The organism is Alistipes sp. cv1, assembly GCF_900240235.1.
In the GTDB taxonomy this organism is placed as follows: Bacteria; Bacteroidota; Bacteroidia; order Bacteroidales; family Rikenellaceae; genus Alistipes_A; species Alistipes_A hominis.
The window spans coordinates 954,040-971,802 of the sequence record NZ_OEPW01000001.1 but is presented as its reverse complement, the minus strand read 5'-3'; the positions used below and the strand labels follow the sequence as shown (position 1 = coordinate 971,802).

Sequence of the window (17,763 nt, the reverse complement as noted above, 5' to 3'; positions counted from 1 at the left end):
ATTGAGTTTCGTTTTAATTTTATTCTTCGCGGATCGCATCCACCGGTTTGATCCTGAGCGCCCTGCTCGCCGGAAGGATGCCGGCCAGCAGGCTTCCGAGAATCAGTACCGTCATCGAGAGCATACCGGTGCCGAACGAGATCTGCGGGCGGATCGGCCGTCCGGCGCTGGCCGTGAGTACCGATTCGGCGCCCGACAGCAGTGCGACCGCAAGCGCCAATCCGAAAATTCCGGCGACGAACGTCAGCACGAAACTTTCGCTCATGATCTGCGAGATGATGATCCGGGGCCGCGCTCCCAGGGCCCGGCGGACGCCGATCTCCTGCGTTCGTTCGCGGACGATGACCAGCATGATGTTGCTGACCCCTACCAGTCCGGCCAGCAGCGTGCCGATCCCGACGATCCAGGTCAGCGTGCCGATTCCGCCGAACAGCGAGTTGAACTTGTTGACCTGTTCGCCGAGGTTCTGCGAGTAGACCGCTTTCGTATCGTCCGGCGATATGGTGTGTCGTGCGAAGACCAGTTGTTTGATATTCGTTTCCACCTCTTTGATGTCGGCATCGTCGTTTGCGGCGACCGCCACCGAGTGTAGCTTGTGCCCCATGTTGTACATTTGTTGCATCGTCGAAACGGGCATCAATACCGATTTGTCGCCGTGGAACCGGAACCCGCGGTCGGGGACTTTGATCATGCCGATCACGGTCAGGTACATGTTGTTCATGCGGATCGTGCTGCCGACCGGGTCCTCGCCGCCGGGAAACAGATCCAGCCAGACCTGCTCGGTGAGGATGCATACCTTGCGCTGCTGCTCCATGTCGATTTCGTTGAAAAACCGGCCGAACCGGATCGGCTGCGGGCTGATCTGCTGAAAATCGGGATTGTATCCTACCAGGCTGTAATCGCCTTTTTTGTCGTTCCGGCTGAATTTGTATTCGCTGCCCCAGATGACCGAGCCGACGCTGCGGACGTTGGGCACCTGTTTTTTGATCGCAGCGAGGTCCTCGTTCTCGAACTGCCAGTAACGTCCGGAAGGGAGCCCTTTGTAGGGGATCGAGGTACGGCCGCCCCAGAAGAAACAGGAGTTGACGGACATATCGCCCAACTGTGAGAAAAGGGCGTTTTTCAATCCCAGTCCCGCGCCCAGCATGATCGTCAGCATGAATATGCCCCAGAAGACGCCGAACGCCGTCATGATGCTGCGTTTGCGGTTCCTGCTGATCGTCTGCCAGATCTCTTCCCAACGGTCTAAATCAAACATCGTTTCGTCTCGGTTTCGTTATTTATTGTGTCGCATCGCGTCGATCGTCTTGATCCGGGCCGCCCGGCGGGCCGGCACGTAGCCGGCGATCATTCCGGCGACGATCAGTACCAGCGTGGCGCTTAGAGTCACCGACAGGTCGAGGGTCGGATTCTTGAACATTTCGAAGCTGTCCTGCGGGGCGTTCGCCGCCGCCCGTTCCATGAAAAAGTTGACCAGTTCCATGATGCCGACCCCGCCGATCATGCCGATATAGCCGAATGCGGCGGTAATCAGCACCGATTCGATCAGCACCAGCTTGACCAGCGACGAGGGCTTGGCTCCCATCGCCTTGCGGATGCCGAATTCGAACGTTCGCTCGCGGACGGTCACCAGCATGATGTTGCTGACGCCTACGATGCCGGCGATCAGCGTGCCGATCCCGATGATCCAGATGAACAGCGCGATACCGTTGAAGATCATCTGCCCCTGTTTGTAGTTCTCCATGACGTCCCAGATGTACATGGCGCTTTTGTCGTCCGGCGAAAAGGTATGCGCCGCTCCCAGGCGGGCGTAAAGCCGGTCTTTGAAGTCCTTGCTCTGTTCGTCCGTCCGGATGTCCTTGACAGTGAACGACAGATCCCCCACGTCCCGTTTGTTGGCCATGTAGATTTGGAATACCGTGCTGATCGGGCTGTAAATCCTCGGCGTGTATGAGTAGTTGTTCCCTTTGTACAGACCCACGACCGTGTATCCCATTTTGTCGATCTGAATGACTTTACCGATCGGGTCGGCCCCTTTGAACAGGGTTTTCGAGGTCATGTCGTCCAGAACGACCACCTTCCGCCGCTCCTTGATGTCCGTTTCGTTGATGAATCGGCCCGCCGTGACGCGGACGCCTTTGATTTCGGGAAATTTGGGCGTGACGCCGTACAGGTTTGCCGTGTTGTACTCCCGGCCGTAAGCCAGGTTGGCTCCCCAGTGGTAAACGCTGGCGGCGATCTGGTCGATTTGATCCGGAAATTCGTTGGTCAGAACCTGGATGTCGTCCAGGTTCGGGGTAATGTTTCGCCCGCTCTGGAAACCTTTGTAGGGCATCGAGGTGCGTCCGCCGTAGACCTGCATCGAATTGACGGCCAGGTCGCCGAACGAATCCTGCATGGCGTTGCGCAGCCCGTTGCCCGATCCGAGCAGCACGATCAGCATGAAAATGCCCCATGCCACCGAAAATCCCGTTAGGAATGTCCGTAGCTTGTTGCGGCTGATTGTCGAGGCGATTTCCTGCAGTTGCTCCCTCATCGTTTCAGGTCGGTTACCGAGCCGATCAGCCCGTCTTTGATGTGGATGATTTTATCGGTTTGGTCGGCGACGCCCTGTTCGTGGGTGACCAGGATGATCGTCATTCCGGTGTCGTTTACCTTGCGCAGCAGATCCATCACTTCCTGGGACGTTTTGCTGTCCAGGGCGCCGGTCGGTTCGTCGGCGAGGATGATCTCGGGCCCGGTAATCAGCGCGCGGGCGATCGCGACGCGTTGTTTCTGTCCGCCGGACATTTCGTTCGGCATGTGGTCGGCCCAGTCGCGCAGCCCCAGCGATTCGAGGTAGTCGAGCGCTATGGCATTCCGTTTTTTACGCGACACCCCTTGGTAATAGAGCGGCAGCGCGACGTTTTCCATTGCATTTTTGTAATTGATCAGGTTGAAGGACTGGAAGATGAATCCGATCATCCGGTTCCGGTATTCGGCCGCTTTCGTTTCGCTCGGATTTTTGATCAGCGTGCCGTTCAGGTAGTAACTGCCCGTGTCGTAATCGTCGAGGATGCCCAGAATGTTCAGCAGGGTCGACTTGCCTGAGCCGGAGGCTCCCATGATCGAAACCAGCTCGCCACGCTTGATCTCCAGGTCGATTCCTTTCAATACGTGCAACGGGGAGCCGTTGTTATACGTTTTGTTGATGTTCTCCAGTCTAATCAGGCTTGCCATGTCGTCGGAAAAAGTTTGTCGGTTCGAGGTTGCTCCGCAGACGGATGAACGGGGTCGGTTCCGGTATTCCGGTTTGTACTGACGGCGATTCTGTCGGCTGCAAAGGAAGTTTGCACTGCAAATATATATAATAAAATTAATATTATGCAATACATAATAATTATTTTATCAAATAATTGTGCGCTCAGTTGTCTGCGGCCGGGAGCCCGATAATTTTTTTGTCTGGGTCCGGAATGAAAAACGGGGATATACCGTGCTGTGTCGCGTTTTGTCGGTTTCGGTTTTGCTTCGAGCGGAGATTTATTTTGAAAAATAAGAAAAATTCCGACAATATAAAAATATTTCTTTTCGAACGATTTTTATACCTTATTATTGTATGAATGGTGTCGGATTTGTCCCGTATTGCGAATAAATTCTTATCTTTGATAAAACCTTTATTCCTGTCCGACCTAAATTTCGAATTATGATAAACGTTTTACGCTTTTTGGGCATACTGGGTATCTGCTCGCTCGCTTTGCTGTTCCGTCCGCTTCCGGCAGGGGCGCAATCTACCGAGGTCATTCTGACCAGCGACCGGCAACTGACCGATCTGACGGATCCCGATAAAAAAATCGATATTTCGCTCGGGTTCAATCCGCGCGTGCAGAGTCTGCGCGAAATCTGCGAAGAGGGGAAAAAACGCGGCTGCAAGGAGCTGATCGTGGCATTCGACGAATTTTTCAGACAATATCGCAAGGATACCGGTTCCGAAAGGAAACTGACTCCCGATATGGACGAGTATGTCGATAAGATCAAAGTGATCAGCGATTTTGCCGCCAAATACGACATGGGGATCTGTCTGAGTCTGCTCAGCCCGCTCGAACTGGGGTCGGCTTATAAGAAACAGACCGGGCACGGCGGCCGCTGGGTGGCTTACAAAGTCGGGTTCCGCGATCCGCAGACCGGAAAGTTCAGTCTTCCGGTCTGGCAGCAGCTCGCCTGGATGAATAATAAGGGAAAGTCTTCGGTGAAGCTGACCGGCGTCAAGGCTTACGCGTTCCGCGAAACGCCGCTGGGGGGCAGTCCGTTCCGGGCGGTCGTTCCGGCGGATATCGTCCCGGTGGAGCAGGTGAAGTACGAGGCGACCGACACGCTGGGCGACGAGGTTACGGGAGCGGCGATGGATACGCGTTTGCTGCGGGTTTACTGCGACCGGCCGCAGTTGCCGGGTTATAACCGGGTGATGGTGGTGTTGGAATACGAAACCCAGGAGATGGATTATTTCAACGCGGACGCTTCCGCTTTCCTGAAAAGGCTGATGAAAAAGTATAAGGATAAGGGCGTCAACCTGACGGCGCTCTATTCCGATGAAATGCATATCCAGCAGGATTGGGGGTATTTCGGTCACCACGAGGGCGGTCAGTTTGCCGAACGCTACCTTACGCAAAGCATGGCCGATGCCTATGCCGAAAAATTCGGGCAGCCGTTCGACGACCGGTATATGCTCTATTTCGCTTACGGGGCGCCCTATTTCGAACCTACCGCGAATGCGGTGGTGAACGTACAGTATGTGATGGGGCCGTCGCCCGAGGATATCCACCGGACTTTCCTGCTGCGCGATCGTTATTACAGAATGTTGAATAACGGCGTGGTCGATCTGTTCTGCGATGCGAAGAGCTATGCCGAGGGACTGTTCGGACGGGAACTCCGCACAGCGGCGCACGCTTCGTGGGCGCAGAGCCCGACCATCGACCTGTGGAATACCGAAAAGCAGCCTTCGAATCCGAATCAGTACGAATATACATCCAATTTCGTGTGGGGAAACACGGTGCACCAGGCTTCGGCGGCCTGTTACGACTATTTCAAGTGGAGCGAGTACCTGCAACCGACCGGAAACGACTTTGCCGAGGGCGGCTGGGGCGACCGGAATTATTACGGGGCGGCGATGGCCGCGTCGATCGGCGTGATCAACAAGTACCCGAACGCTTATGCCGCCGCCTGGGGAATGCCCGACAGGGTGTGGGAATGGAAGATGGCTATCAACAGCGCGTTCGGCGCGCAGGCAACGGCGCCGATCGACCTGATCTCCGGGCATGTGCACCGCGACGTGGACGTACTGATCCTCTATCCGATGAATCTGGTGGCCGTCGAGCCGCGTTTCGGCAGCTGGATGGCCCAGTACGGGTATGCCAATTACCTGACGGCCGACAAGCTGTTGGAGATGGGGAAAATACTGCCCGACGGGCGGATTCAGGTGGGCGACAAGAAATACGGTACGCTGGTGGCCGTCTTCGAGCCCCTTCCGGAGAAGGGACTGCTGGAGATGATGGAACGATTCGTCGAAAGCGGCGGCCGGGTGGTGTGGTTCAGCGCTCCGCCCCTGATCAACACGGCCGGGGAGAACTGCGCTGCGCAGTGGCAAAAATTGTTCGGCGCTACCTACCGGCATGACCAATATATGGGCGAGATCGCTGCCGGCAAAGAGGTCGCTTTCTGCGGCAGTTTCGCCGCGGTGCCGCGACAAACCGTTTTGACTGATTTTCTGGTCGACCGGATCTATCCGGTCGAAGCGGGAGCGGGGTGCGAAGTAGTCGCTCGGGCCGACGGGCGGATCGTGGGCACGATCCGGAAGACGCAGAAAGGATCGGCGAGCTATTTCGGTTTTCGTCCGCGCGACGACCAGTCGGCCAGTCTCGGTTACGAGACCCGGACGCTGTTCGAGATCCTGTATGCGGTCGGGGCTTATCCGTCCAGCGGGAAATTCGGCGGGGTGAATGACAATCCGTCGGTCGTGTCGCGGACGAGCGACTATTTCGTCACGGCGTTCCCGAATACGACGACCGTAATCGTGAAGCATTATCGGACTCACCGCGAAAGCTGGCCCGGCGGATTCTCGCGCAACCAGCAGGAGGATGCCGAAGCGCTGGCCGCGAATCCGCTGCCGTCCGACCGGATCGAACTGAACGATGCGGCGGTGAACGGGCATCGGGTTTCTTACGAAGGAAAGATGTCGGTCGCGTTCCGTACCGGCGCCGATGGCCGTCTGATCGCTTTCGTCGGCCGCGACTGCCGGGGGATCACGCTCGACGGCGTGCAGTATGTTTTTGGAGAAAAACCTTTCGATCAGGTGGTTTTTGCTCCCGAGGCCGAGGATTCTCCGGTTTACCGGATCTGTGTTTCGGGACAGGGGCGGATTGCGCTGCCGGTTCCGGTGACGGCGAAAAAAGCGACCGTACGGCTCGGGAAAAAAACGGTGCCGTCCGAAACGGCCGACGGGAAATTGATGCTGGACGTTACGCCCGAACTGTCGGGACGATGGTTGACGGTCGGGAAATAGCGGCGGTCGGATGACGGGGCGTGTTTTCGACATACAACGTTTTTGTACCCACGACGGACCGGGGGTACGTACCACGGTGTTTCTGAAAGGGTGTCCGTTGCGTTGCGCCTGGTGCCACAATCCCGAATCGCAGCGTGCGGCGGACGAATTGCTGTTCTACCGTACGCGCTGTATCGGGTGCGGAGTATGCGACGAAGCGTGTCCTTACCGCGATGCGCGCCGAACGCTGCGGGATGCGGCGCTTCGACGCGAGCGGTGCGGGGGATGTTCGCGTTGTGCCGACGCCTGTCCGACCGGGGCCATCGAACGGGTCGGCCGGGATATGACGGTCGGGCAGGTGATGGAAGAGGTGCGCGGTGACGTTTCTTACTTCCGGCATTCGGGCGGGGGAGTCACCCTCTCCGGCGGCGAACCGATGGCGCAGTTCCGGTTTACCGCCGCTTTGCTGGAAGCATTGCGCCGGGAGGGTATCCATACGGCAATCGAGACTTCCGGACAAGGCCGGCTCTCCGATTTTCTCAGGGCGCAGCCGATGACCGATTTGTGGTTGTGGGACGTCAAGTCGCTCGACGGGGAACTGTATGAAAAATATACCGGTTTGCCGCTCGCGGCGATGCTGGATAACCTGCGGGCGGTGCACCGGGCGGGCGGGAACGTGCTGCTGCGTTCGATTTTTATTCCCGAATTGCACGATAACGCCGCTCATGCCGGAGCTCTGGCCGATTTGCTGGACGGGCTGGATGGTGTGAAGGTGGAGTACGTGGCTTATCACCGGCTCGGGATTTCGAAGCTTGAAAAACTGGGCCTGCCTGCTTGCGGGCCTGCTTTTCGCCCGCCTTCGGCCGAGGAGATCCGCAGGTTCGGGGCCCGGGTCGACGGGTTGCTGAAAAAACGTCGGACTGGATCGTTCTGACTCATAATTTGTTACTGTTTAAGAATATGAATGTAAAACGGATTTTGGTTTGGGGAGTCGTGGAAGGGCTGGCCGTTCTCGGTCTGACCCAGTGTTTGGTCGCCTGTCGGGAGCGGGCGGAAGAACCGGCGCCCCGCATCGTGAATATTATTAATTTCGTTCGCCAGACCGAGCCGCGTCCGGTGAATATTTCGGACGAGGATCTTTTCCTGACAACGCTCCGGCAGGTCGAACTGCTGGAAAAACACCGCTTGCGCGGGACTTTCTTGTTGCAGTACGACGCGCTGCTCAATCCGCGTTATCAGGAACTGATGCGCAGGGCGTTGAAAGAGGGTTCCGAAGTAGGCGGCTGGTGGGAGATCACCCAACCTCACGTCGAAGCGGCCGGCATGACGTGGCGCGGGGCCTATCCGTGGGACTGGCACGCGAACGTAGGTTTTTCGACGGGATATACTCCCGAAGAGCGCGAAAAATTGGTCGACGTCTACATGGCCGAATTCAAAAAGATTTTCGGGGCCTATCCGACGGCGGTCGGATCGTGGTTCATCGACGCGCATACGTTGCAGTACATGGCCGATCGTTACCGGATCGTCGCTTCGTGCAATTGCCGCGATCAGGTGGGAACGGACGGTTACACGCTGTGGGGCGGTTACTGGAACCAGGCTTATTACCCGAGCCGTAAAAATGCCTACATGCCGGCGCAGACTCCGCAAGAGCAGATCGGCGTCCCGGTGTTCCGGATGCTCGGCAGCGATCCGATCAACCAGTACGATAGCGGGCTCGGGCTTCCGGCCCAGGGAGTCGAGACGCTGGAGCCCGCCTATACCGAAGGGGGCGGCAACCCGGTTTGGATCGATTGGTTTTTCGACATGCTGACCGACGGGCCGTGCCTGGCTTTCCAGTATGCGCAGGTCGGACAGGAGAATTCGTTTACCTGGCCTCGGATGCGGCGCGGACTGGAATACCAGGTCGCAGTGGCGGATTCGCTGTCTCGGGCGGGAGCCCTGACCGTACAGACGTTGTCCGAATCGGGGCGATGGTTCAAGGAGCGTTTCGCGGAGACTCCGGCGACCTGCATCGTGGCGATGAAGGACAGCAAGCCGGCCGGCCGCAAAACGGTGTGGTACGACAGCCGTTTTTACCGGGCCAATGTCGTGTGGGAGGATAGTACGCTGCGTTTCCGCGACATCCATCTTTTCGATGAACGGCTGCCGTCGGCTTACCTGACGCAGCCGGGCACTTCGACGCAGTGCCTGTATACGACCCTGCCTCTGGTAGACGGTTTCAATTGGAGTTCGACGACGGAGACGGCCGGCCTGCGGTTGGTGGAAAAAATGGCCGACGGTAGTTGGCGGCCGGTTCCGGTGGGGATGCCGGCGGCCGGGGAGACCTCGCCCGGCGAACTGACCGTGACGACTCCGATCCTCGCAGGAGGTTCGTGCCGGATGGTTTTCGATGAGCGGACGATCCGTATCCGGTTGACCGAGAACGCCGGAAAAGAGTATCGTTTCGTGCTGACGACGGCCCCGGAGAAGGCGTTGCCTTTTACCGCGATCGAACCGCAGTGCGTTTGGGCCCGTATCGGCGATCTTGATTACCGGGCGCAATGTACGGCCGGAACCGTCGGGGAGGAGGAGGCTGCGAATACGTTTCTGCTTATGCCGGATGCGGACGGCAGCCTGACGCTGGATCTGTCGCAGCGATAGCCGGCGGCCGGTCAGAAATATTGTTTGCCCCAGATGAACAGCAGGGCCCAGCAAACGAAGCGGGCTCCTTTGCCGATCAGCATCAGGACGGCCGCTTTCTTGAAATCCACCTTGTAAAATCCGAGAGCGATCGCGAATACGTCGCCTACGACCGGCAACCAGGTCAACAGGGCCAGCAGCGAGCCGAAGCGGTCTATTTTGCTTTTGTGTTTGACGAGGGTTTCGTGCTTGACGCCCATGTAGCGCTCGATCCATTCCCATTTGCCGAGCCATCCGAGCCAGTACGAAGTCAGTCCGCCGAGCCAGTTGCCGAGCGTGGCGACCAGCACGCACAACCATACGTTTCCGCCTGCGGCCAGCATACCCAGCAGCAGCACGTCGGAACTGAACGGAACGACCGTCGCGGCGATGAACGAGCCGGCGAACAGGCCGACGTATCCCAGATTAAGCAGCCATTCCACGCGGTATGTTTAACGGATTGGACGATTCGGGTGCATTACAGGATGTAGTTTCCGGTTTCCACGTCGCCGACCATCCGGCGGATTTCTTCCCATACTTTTTCATCGAACGTGGTTCCGACGACTTCGATCACCTTTCCGGCGGCGATGGAGCCGATCGTGCCGCACTGTTCCATCGACAATCCCCGGCACAATCCGAACAGGAATCCGGCGGCGTAAAAATCGCCTGCCCCGGTGCTGTCGACCCGGCGGGCATTCCCCATGATCCCTATGTGATCCACCCGGCCGCGGTGTTTGACGTAAGCGCCGCGCGTACCGACCTTCACGACTGCGATCGAGCATTTACGGGCGATCTTGTCGAGCGCTTCCAGTGGGTTTTTTTCTCCTGTGAAAGCGGCCGCTTCCTGCTCGTTCGCAAACAGGATATCGACGTGTCGGTCGATCAGGTCGTGCAGGAAGCCGAGGTTTTCTTCGACGATGTTGAAACTCGCCAGATCGAGGGCGACTTGCAGTCCGCGCTCTTTGGCGATGCGTACGGCGTTCGAGATCAATTCGTGATCCTGCACCAGGTAGCCTTCGATGTAGAAGTATTCGTAACCGTCGAAAATTTCGGGCGTAAGTTCGGTATGGCGCATTTCGAGCGCTGCGCCGAGGTAGGTGCACATCGTGCGTTCGCCGTCGGGGGAGACCAACGATACGCAGCGTCCCGACGGTTCGTCGCCGCGGAAAACGGTCGGGGCGATTTGTAGTTCGTTCAGCGTCCGTTCGAAAAAGTCGCCCGTTTCGTCGCGTCCGACTTTGCCGATGTAGCCTGTCGAAGCGCCCATCCGGGCCAGTGCGCGGATCGTATTCGAAGCCGATCCGCCGAGCGAAAGCGTGTGGGGCGCGTCGGCGACCGATGCGTCGATCTGTCGTTGCAGTGCGCTGTCGACCAGGTTCATGCTGCCCCGCGGTAACTTGAAGGTATCGAGTATTTCGTCGTTTTTCAGGGTGATCAGGATGTCTGTCAGGGCATTGCCCATTCCGATGACGCTTTTCATGGATGATTCGGTTTTAGGTACAGTTGAGGTTTCGTGAAAAAATCGTGCCTTTCCGTTCACAGTGGGCCGGGAACCGCGTATGGAACGCTGATATGCATGGTGCGCCCGTTTCCGGCCGTTTTCTCGGACCGACTTTGCAAAGGTGTCTTTTTTTTCCCGGATTCACAAATTTTCAGGCCCGTTCGTACGCCGGTTATTTCCCCTCTTTCGTGCCGTCCGCCGGCGCTTCCCGGAAATAGCGGATCACTTCGGCGGCGCGTTGCCGACCGATCAGTTCCGATAGTTCGGTTTCGGAAGCCGTCCGGATTCGGGACAGCGTGCGGAAGCGTTGCAGCAGTTTCTCCACCGAACGGTTGCCGAGGGTCGGGATGCTTTCCAGTTCGCTTTTGATAAAGGCGAGCGAACGCTTCTTGCGGTGGAAGGTGATGCCGAAACGGTGCGCTTCGTCGCGTATGTGCATCAGCACTTTCAACGCTTCGCTGTTGCGGTCGAGATAGTAAGGGGTGGAGTCGTGCGGGAAATAGACCTCTTCGATCCGTTTGGCCAGTCCGACGATGGCGACCCGGTCGGCGATCCCGAGCCGCAGCAGGGTTTCGTAGGCGAAGCGGAGCTGCCCCTTGCCTCCGTCCACGACGATCAGTTGCGGCAGTTCGGCGTCTTCGTCGAGCAACCTGCGGTAACGGCGTCCGATCACCTCTTTCATCGAGGCGAAGTCGTTGGCTCCAACGACGGTCTTGATGTTGAAATGGCGGTACTCCTTGCGCGCCGGTTTTGCGTCGCGGAATACGACGCACGAAGCCACCGGATTGGTTCCCTGTAGGTTCGAGTTGTCGAAGCATTCGATGTGCCGCGGCGGGACGCTCAGGTGGAGCTCTTTTTGCAGGGCGGCCAGGATGCGGTTCGTGTGCCGTTCGGGATCTTTGATTTCGATCTGCTTGAGTTTTTCGAGCCGGTACAGGCGGCTGTTGCGCTCCGAGAGTTCCAGTAGATGCAGCTTGTCGCCGCGCTGCGGCACGGTGAACGTTACTCCTTCGAATAGTTCCTGCGCCGGCAGCAGCGGGACGATCGCTTCGCGCGACAACCGTCCGCCCGGCAGTTGTTCGGCGATCCGGCTGATCGCGTAGGTCAGGATGTCCTGCGGCCGGTCTTCCAGCCCCGGTTTCAGTTCGACCGTGAACGAATTGACGACGGCTCCGTCGGCGATCCGCATGAAATTGCAGTAGGCCGCATCGTCGTCGACGACCAGCGAGAAGACGTCCAGGTTGGTCAGCGTGTTGCTGACGACTACCGATTTGCTCTGATAGGCGGCGAGGGCTTCGATCCGTTTTTTATAGACGGCGGCCTCTTCGAACCGCATTTCGGCTGCCGCGCCGACCATTTTCGCGCGCAGGTATTCGGTCGTCTCCCGGGTGTCGCCGCGCAGCAGCGACGTTACCAGTTCGATCCCTTCGCGGTATTCGGTTTCGCTTTGCAGACCGACGCAAGGTCCCTTACAGTTGCCGATGTGGTATTCCAGGCAGACGCTGTATTTGCCTTTGGCGATCGCTTCCGGGGAGAGATTCAGCGAACACGTGCGCAGGCTGTGGATGCTGCGCACCAGGTCGAGCACCGTTTTCTGGATATAGACCGAAGCGTACGGCCCGAAATAGCGAGAACCGTCGCGCTCGCGCCGCCGGGTGGACTGTACGCGCGGAAACGGTTCGTTGCGGATCACGATCCACGGATAGGTCTTGTCGTCCTTCAGCAGGATATTGTACCGCGGCTGAAGACTTTTGATCATGCTGTTTTCGAGCAGGAAAGCCTCGTTCTCGGTTGCCACGACCGTGTGCCTCAGGTCGGCGATCCGCGAGACCATCACGCGCACTTTGGCGCTCTCGTTGGCTTTCGACGTAAAATAGGAATAGACGCGGCGTTTGAGGTTTTTCGCCTTGCCTACGTAAATCACGCGGCCGTCGGCCCCGAGGAATTGATAAATGCCCGGGGATTCCGGCAGCAGGGCTACTTTTTCTTTCAGTTCGGCAATGCGTTTCGAGTCGGCCATGCGGTTAATTTGTGGTTTCGAAAATTAAAAGTATCAAAATTTATTCTACATTTGTAAAACGGCCGGAACTTTTTGTGAAAAAATTCCGGAGCCGGCAGAGCTATTTTATCGCCCGATTATGGAACTTATACAGCCCAGTGACCTCTATTTTGGACGGAGGGGATGGATCGCCCGCCTGCAAGCCCGTCTGATTATGAAGGTGGCCGCCCTGAAGAAAATCAATCGACTGTACGAAAGCGCATTTTCCTACGAGGGGCCTTATCCGGAAGGGTTGTTGTATAATCTGGGCGTCTCGTACGACGTCGCTCCGTCCGATCTCAAGAATATTCCGGCGTCGGGTCCGGCGATCGTGATCGCAAACCATCCGACCGGTGCGCTGGACGGGATGATCCTGATCGACCTGCTTTCGAAAGCGCGTCCCGACGTGAAGTTCATGGGGAATTTCCTGCTGAGCCGGATCGGCCCCCTGAAACGGTTCTTTATCGACGTCGATCCGTTCGACGCGAAGTCCGGCGGTAACGTGTCCGGAATCCGCGAGTCGTTGCAGCATCTCTCCGGCGGCGGACTGCTGGTGATCTTCCCGGCCGGCGAAGTGGCGACTTGGCAGCGCGGGTTCCGGGACGTTAAGGACCGGCCGTGGCCCGAGTCGGTGCTAAAGTTTATCCGGAAGGCGCAGGTGCCGGTCGTTCCCGTTTATATCGAAGCTTCCAACAGCCGGACGTTCCGGCTGGCCGGGAAGGTGCATCCGATGCTGCGGACGCTGTTGCTACCGCGCGAGTTGGTCAACAAAGCGGGCTGTTCGGTGCCGTTGCGCATCGCTTCGCCGATCCTGCCCAAAAAAACCGAGGATCTTTCCAAAACGGCTTATAACAGTTACCTGCGCGCTTCGGTCGAGTACCTGAAGCCGTCCGTTAGACGGCGTCCCCGTCGGGCCGAGCGCCGTGCGGCGCGGAAGGTGGCCGATGAGGTTCGCGGGGACGTCGACGTAAAATTGCTTTGCAGCGAGTTGGAAAGCCTGCGGGGACATTATCGGCTATTCGTTTCGGGCGGTTATGAGGTTTATTGCGCTCCGCCGCAGCAAATCCCGAACATGATGCTGATGATCGCCACGTTGCGCGAACGGACGTTCCGCGAGATCGGCGAAGGCACCAAGAACGAGATCGATACCGACCGTTTCGACCGCTATTACCGGCAGTTGTTCATCTGGGACAACGAGGCGCTGCGGCTGGTCGGAGCCTACCGTTTGGGATTGGGCGACGAGATCATGCGGAACTACGGATTGAAAGGTTTCTATACCCATACGCTTTTCCGGATGTCGCCCCCGATGGGAGAGGTGATGAGCCGCACCATCGAGCTCGGTCGTTCGTTTATCGCGCGCGAATACCAGCGGAAACCGGCGTCGCTGATGCTGTTATGGAAGGGGATTCTCCACGTTCTGCTACAGAATGAACAGTATCGCTATCTGATGGGGCCGGTGACCGTTTCGGGAGGTTTCCAGCATACGTCCAAGCTGATTATCGCCGCGTATGTCAGTCGTTTCTACTTGGATCGGAAGAAGGCCTCTTACATCAGGCCCCGGACGGGAATCGTCGTTCCGGCTCGGATCGACGAGTCGCTGATCGCGGAGGTGCGTCCGATCGAACTGATCAATAAGATAATCTGCGATATCGAACGGAATGCGTTTTCGATCCCTGTGTTGATTCGCAAATACTTGCAACTGAACAGCAGTGTGCTCGGATTCAATACGGATCACGAGTTCTGCGACTCGCTCGACGCCCTGATGCTGCTCGACCTGCGGCGGGTGCCCGAAGAGACGATCTTGATGTTGTCCAAAGAACTGACCGACATCGACGTGATCGGCCGTTTCAAAAAAATCAAAGACTAGAAAGCTGCGTTTGCATCTGACGGCGTCAGTATCCGCCGAGGAAAGTGTCGGCGTCGATTACCTCGATTTCGAAATTTTCGGCATCGATGCGGTCGTTCCGGTCGGCCGTAACGATCGTGCCTCGGCTCGCCCCGGTTTGCCGTAGCGCCCATAGCAATCCGTCGGTTTTGGTCTGCATCAGGTCGGGGTCGTCGTCGTAGCAGGCCTGGATGCAGCGGACACCCCCTTCCGCATCGGACGCGATAAAATCGCATCCGCCCTGTTCGTTCGTATAGCATACCGACCGGCTCTCCCGGCACAGGTGGTTGAATAGCATCGTTTCGAACAGTTTGTTCCGGTCGACGGTTTCGGCGGTCGATACGGCTGCGGCCAGCGCCGTGTCGACCGCATAGACCTTGCGCGGATTGACCGCCTGGCGCGCCGGGTTGTCGCTGAGGATCGAAACGAAGCGTACGAGTCCGGCCGTTTCGATGCATTGCATGTGCTCTGCGGCCGTGCTCACGGCCTTTATTTTCAGTTTTTCGCGCAGTTTGTTGGCGGTGACGGGTTCTCCGGTGTTGGTGATTAGGTGCAATGCCATCCGTTGCAGGGTGTTCCGGTCGCGGATGCCTCCCGCGATGACGGCGTCCTTGCAGAGGATTTCCGTGTAGAGTTGATGGAGCGCTTCGGTGTGTCCCGTTTTGATGAGTCCGGGAAAAGCTCCCCGCGACAGAAATTCGTTGACGGCCTGTTCGCCGGCCGGTTTATGCGTGAAGCTGAGAAATTCGTTGTACGAAAAGAGGTCGAGTCGGCGGAGCGAGAAAATATCCGGGACGGCGCCTGTCCCGTCCGGACGCTCGGCTTTTGCGAGCCGCAGGAGGGTTTCCAGCGAAACGGTGGAGACAATCTTGATCCCCTGGCGGATTTTTCGGTCGCAGAATTCGATCCATCCGGCCGCCAGGTCGATCCGGTTGAACAGGGCGATGCCTTTGCCCGACTCTTCCAGCAGCCGATCGAGCTTCGTGAAATCGCCCGCGTCGAAACCTCCGAGCCGCGGGTCGTCGAAGTCGGTGTACCACGCTTCGGGATAGTCGTTGTTCAGCATCCGGTGCAGCAACGCGCTGCATCCGCATCCGCGCACGCCCCCGATCAGCAGCATACGGTCGGTTAGGTAGGGAATGGACTCCTCGATTTCGCGCGGATGTCCGGGCGAAACGTTCGCGAGCATTTTACGTTGTTTGGAGACGATGTTTTCGAGCGCTGTTTTCGTGATCATGACGGTCTGAATGAATTGAATATCTGCAAATATAATTATTATATTTTAAAAACAGACGAATTAATTTTTTGTTAAGATCAGAATTGCGCGCGGGCGAAAGTTCCCGTTTTCCGATTTAATGGTATTTTTGTGCCGGATTGTGGCCGTTGCGGGATTCGACCGTCTGCCGGGCCGTTAAAAAGAATGATAAATGAAAATGAAGTTTGTGTTGATTTCGCTTTTTGTGCTGTCTTCAGGCGTCGCCTTTGCTCAGTCGGACACGGTTGCGGCCGGGAAAAAGGCGGAGCCGGTTTCGTACGTGCCGAAACTGGACGGAACGATCAAAGCGAAGATGGAGGTCGATCTGAACGGCGGGGAGTACCGGTTCAGCGTACGCAACGCCCGGCTGGGCGTTCGGGGGAACGTTTCGCCGAAAATGAATTACCGCCTTCAGATGGATTTCGGTAACGAAGGGAAAATATCGTTGCTGGATGCTTATGCCGGTTACCAGTCCGGAGGTTTTACGGCCGAACTCGGGCAGCAGCAGTACCATTTCAGCACCGATATGGATCGGGGGCCGTCCACGAATCTGTTCGCGAACCGTTCTTTCCTGTCGAAATACTTGACGAGTTATTACGGCAGCGAACTATCCGGCGGGAAAACCGTCGACTACGTCCGGACGCTCGGTTCGCGCGATCTGGGCGCGTTTTTCTCATACCGTTTCGCATCGAAACTGCCGCTGAAATTGCTCGCCGGCGTTTTCAACGGTTCGGGAATCAACAATCCCGTGTGGGGGAAACACGTGAACGTGATCGGTCGCGCGGAGCTCGGCGGCAGCGAGGGACTGCAGGGGGCGGTTGCTTATTACGACGGTTACGCTCCGCAGCATACGCGGGTTGTAGAACGCGATGGCGAAAACGTAACGGAAAATTTCGAGCAAAAGATGCGGATGGCCGGTTTCGAATTGCGTTATGTCCGCGGAAAGTTCCGGATCGAGGGGGAGTACGCGCGTCGCTATCTCGGAACCGGTAGTTCGTCGGAGGTGATGGCCGTGGCTCTCGTGCAGGGGTTCTATCGGTTCGATCTGCCCGAAAGGTCGTTTGCCCGCTACCTGTTGCCGGTTGTGCGCTGGGATCTCGGCAACGGGGTCGATTACCTGAATAGCGATACCCGACGGCGCGAGCTTTTCGATGCGAACCGGATTACGGCCGGGATCAACCTTGGATTCTCGACAAAACTGGTGCGTTCCGAGGTGCGGCTGAATTACGAAAAATACCTTCTGAAAGAGCGGCCGTCCGATTTCGCCGTCAACAAATTGTTGCACGACAAGTTTACGCTGGAAATCGTCGCGTCGTTTTAGCGGCCGGGCCGTTTGCGCAGAACCGGCCCGTCGCGCGATCCTTGTTCTCAGTCGAAGTCGCCCGGCATCGGCTGAATCCGTATGCGGCAGAATCATCGAAAAAACATACCGGGCCGCCCGTTTGGTAGGGCGGCGATCCATATTCCGAAAATATTCCGACGGGTTTTCTCCGGCGTTTCGGCGGACGACGGTTATTTGTAAATCATTCCGATTCGCTGCGTGCCTCCCCAGCGGTTGACCTGTATTTGCTGCGCGTCGATTACCTCCTGTCCGCGCAGGATGCGGAACGATAGTTTGAACGGAGGAGTGTCGGCGACGATGTCGGACGGCGGGTCGGCCGTCGGCACGGCATAGACGGATGCTGCGACGGACGCCGCCGGATCGGAAGTTTGGACGCTGTAGGTCGTTTCTTTGCGGATCGGGCTCGCGTCCGTATGCTCGACGGCGATTTGACGCTCTTCGGAGTCGTAAGAAGCGAGGCTCAGGTGCAGATTCATTCGTTCGCCGGCCGGATCGTCGCATCGCGCTTCCAGGCGGAAAATAGCGGTTGTTCCCACGGATTTCAAATTTAAACGTTTCTCCGCCGGGGTA

Annotated in this window: 13 protein-coding genes; 5 read left to right on the top strand and 8 right to left on the bottom strand. The window is 57.6% G+C overall.

Annotated features, from left to right (window positions below; all coding sequences use genetic code 11):
* Nucleotides 1–19: 19 nt before the first annotated feature.
* From C1A08_RS04115 to C1A08_RS04105, 3 genes are read right to left on the bottom strand one after another with little or no spacing between them, the layout of a single operon-like run.
* On the bottom strand, nt 20–1,258 hold the full coding sequence (locus tag C1A08_RS04115) for an ABC transporter permease (protein ID WP_055202368.1): 1,239 nt from the start codon (nt 1,256–1,258) through the stop codon (nt 20–22).
* Between the two features lie 18 nt (nt 1,259–1,276).
* Nucleotides 1,277–2,536: an ABC transporter permease gene (locus tag C1A08_RS04110; RefSeq protein ID WP_055202366.1), complete on the bottom strand. Its 1,260-nt coding sequence runs from the start codon at nt 2,534–2,536 to the stop codon at nt 1,277–1,279.
* Nucleotides 2,533–3,210: an ABC transporter ATP-binding protein gene (locus C1A08_RS04105; RefSeq protein WP_055203491.1), complete on the bottom strand. Its 678-nt coding sequence runs from the start codon at nt 3,208–3,210 to the stop codon at nt 2,533–2,535. Before C1A08_RS04105 ends, C1A08_RS04110 begins: the two co-directional genes overlap by 4 nt.
* Before the next feature lie 472 nt (nt 3,211–3,682).
* Here C1A08_RS04105 and C1A08_RS04100 point away from each other — a divergent pair, with 472 nt between their 5' ends.
* The 3 genes from C1A08_RS04100 to C1A08_RS04090 are packed head-to-tail and all read left to right on the top strand — an operon-like array spanning nt 3,683 to nt 9,154.
* Nucleotides 3,683–6,535 carry a hypothetical protein gene (locus tag C1A08_RS04100; RefSeq protein WP_180951516.1) on the top strand — a complete coding sequence of 951 codons (2,853 nt, stop codon included), beginning with the start codon at nt 3,683–3,685 and terminating at the stop codon, nt 6,533–6,535.
* A gap of 10 nt (nt 6,536–6,545) precedes the next feature.
* A complete protein-coding gene (locus tag C1A08_RS04095; RefSeq protein ID WP_101571523.1) occupies nt 6,546–7,448 on the top strand; it encodes a glycyl-radical enzyme activating protein in 903 nt (300 codons plus the stop codon).
* 26 nt (nt 7,449–7,474) lie between these two features.
* Nucleotides 7,475–9,154 (top strand): hypothetical protein, encoded by a 1,680-nt coding sequence (locus C1A08_RS04090; protein WP_101571521.1) that lies wholly within the window; start codon nt 7,475–7,477, stop codon nt 9,152–9,154.
* 11 nt (nt 9,155–9,165) lie between these two features.
* Here the strand turns inward: C1A08_RS04090 and C1A08_RS04085 are convergent, their stop codons facing one another.
* The 3 genes from C1A08_RS04085 to uvrC all read right to left on the bottom strand — a co-directional run bounded on the left by C1A08_RS04085 (nt 9,166) and on the right by uvrC (nt 12,693).
* Nucleotides 9,166–9,615, bottom strand: a complete 450-nt coding sequence (locus tag C1A08_RS04085; protein WP_055202359.1) for a YqaA family protein — start codon at nt 9,613–9,615, stop codon at nt 9,166–9,168.
* A 35-nt stretch (nt 9,616–9,650) separates the two neighbouring features.
* The gene (locus C1A08_RS04080; RefSeq protein WP_101571519.1) at nt 9,651–10,652 is read right to left on the bottom strand and encodes an adenosine kinase; all 1,002 of its coding nucleotides are present in this window, start codon (nt 10,650–10,652) and stop codon (nt 9,651–9,653) included.
* Between the two features lie 193 nt (nt 10,653–10,845).
* A complete protein-coding gene (uvrC, locus tag C1A08_RS04075; protein ID WP_101571517.1) occupies nt 10,846–12,693 on the bottom strand; it encodes an excinuclease ABC subunit UvrC in 1,848 nt (615 codons plus the stop codon).
* A gap of 118 nt (nt 12,694–12,811) precedes the next feature.
* Between uvrC and C1A08_RS04070 the strand changes: the two genes are divergently transcribed.
* Nucleotides 12,812–14,578 (top strand): lysophospholipid acyltransferase family protein, encoded by a 1,767-nt coding sequence (locus tag C1A08_RS04070; protein WP_101571515.1) that lies wholly within the window; start codon nt 12,812–12,814, stop codon nt 14,576–14,578.
* A 25-nt stretch (nt 14,579–14,603) separates the two neighbouring features.
* On the opposite strand, the gene C1A08_RS04065 is transcribed toward C1A08_RS04070, so the two are convergent.
* Complete coding sequence (locus tag C1A08_RS04065; RefSeq protein ID WP_101571513.1) at nt 14,604–15,833, bottom strand: ATP-binding protein; 1,230 nt, start codon at nt 15,831–15,833, stop codon at nt 14,604–14,606.
* Nucleotides 15,834–16,023: 190 nt separating this feature from the next.
* On the opposite strand from C1A08_RS04065, the gene C1A08_RS04060 reads away from it, so the two are divergent.
* Complete coding sequence (locus C1A08_RS04060) at nt 16,024–17,172, top strand: porin (RefSeq protein ID WP_101571511.1); 1,149 nt, start codon at nt 16,024–16,026, stop codon at nt 17,170–17,172.
* 191 nt (nt 17,173–17,363) lie between these two features.
* Here the strand turns inward: C1A08_RS04060 and C1A08_RS04055 are convergent, their stop codons facing one another.
* On the bottom strand, nt 17,364–17,729 hold the full coding sequence (locus C1A08_RS04055) for a hypothetical protein (protein ID WP_145996510.1): 366 nt from the start codon (nt 17,727–17,729) through the stop codon (nt 17,364–17,366).
* Nucleotides 17,730–17,763 lie beyond the last annotated feature (34 nt).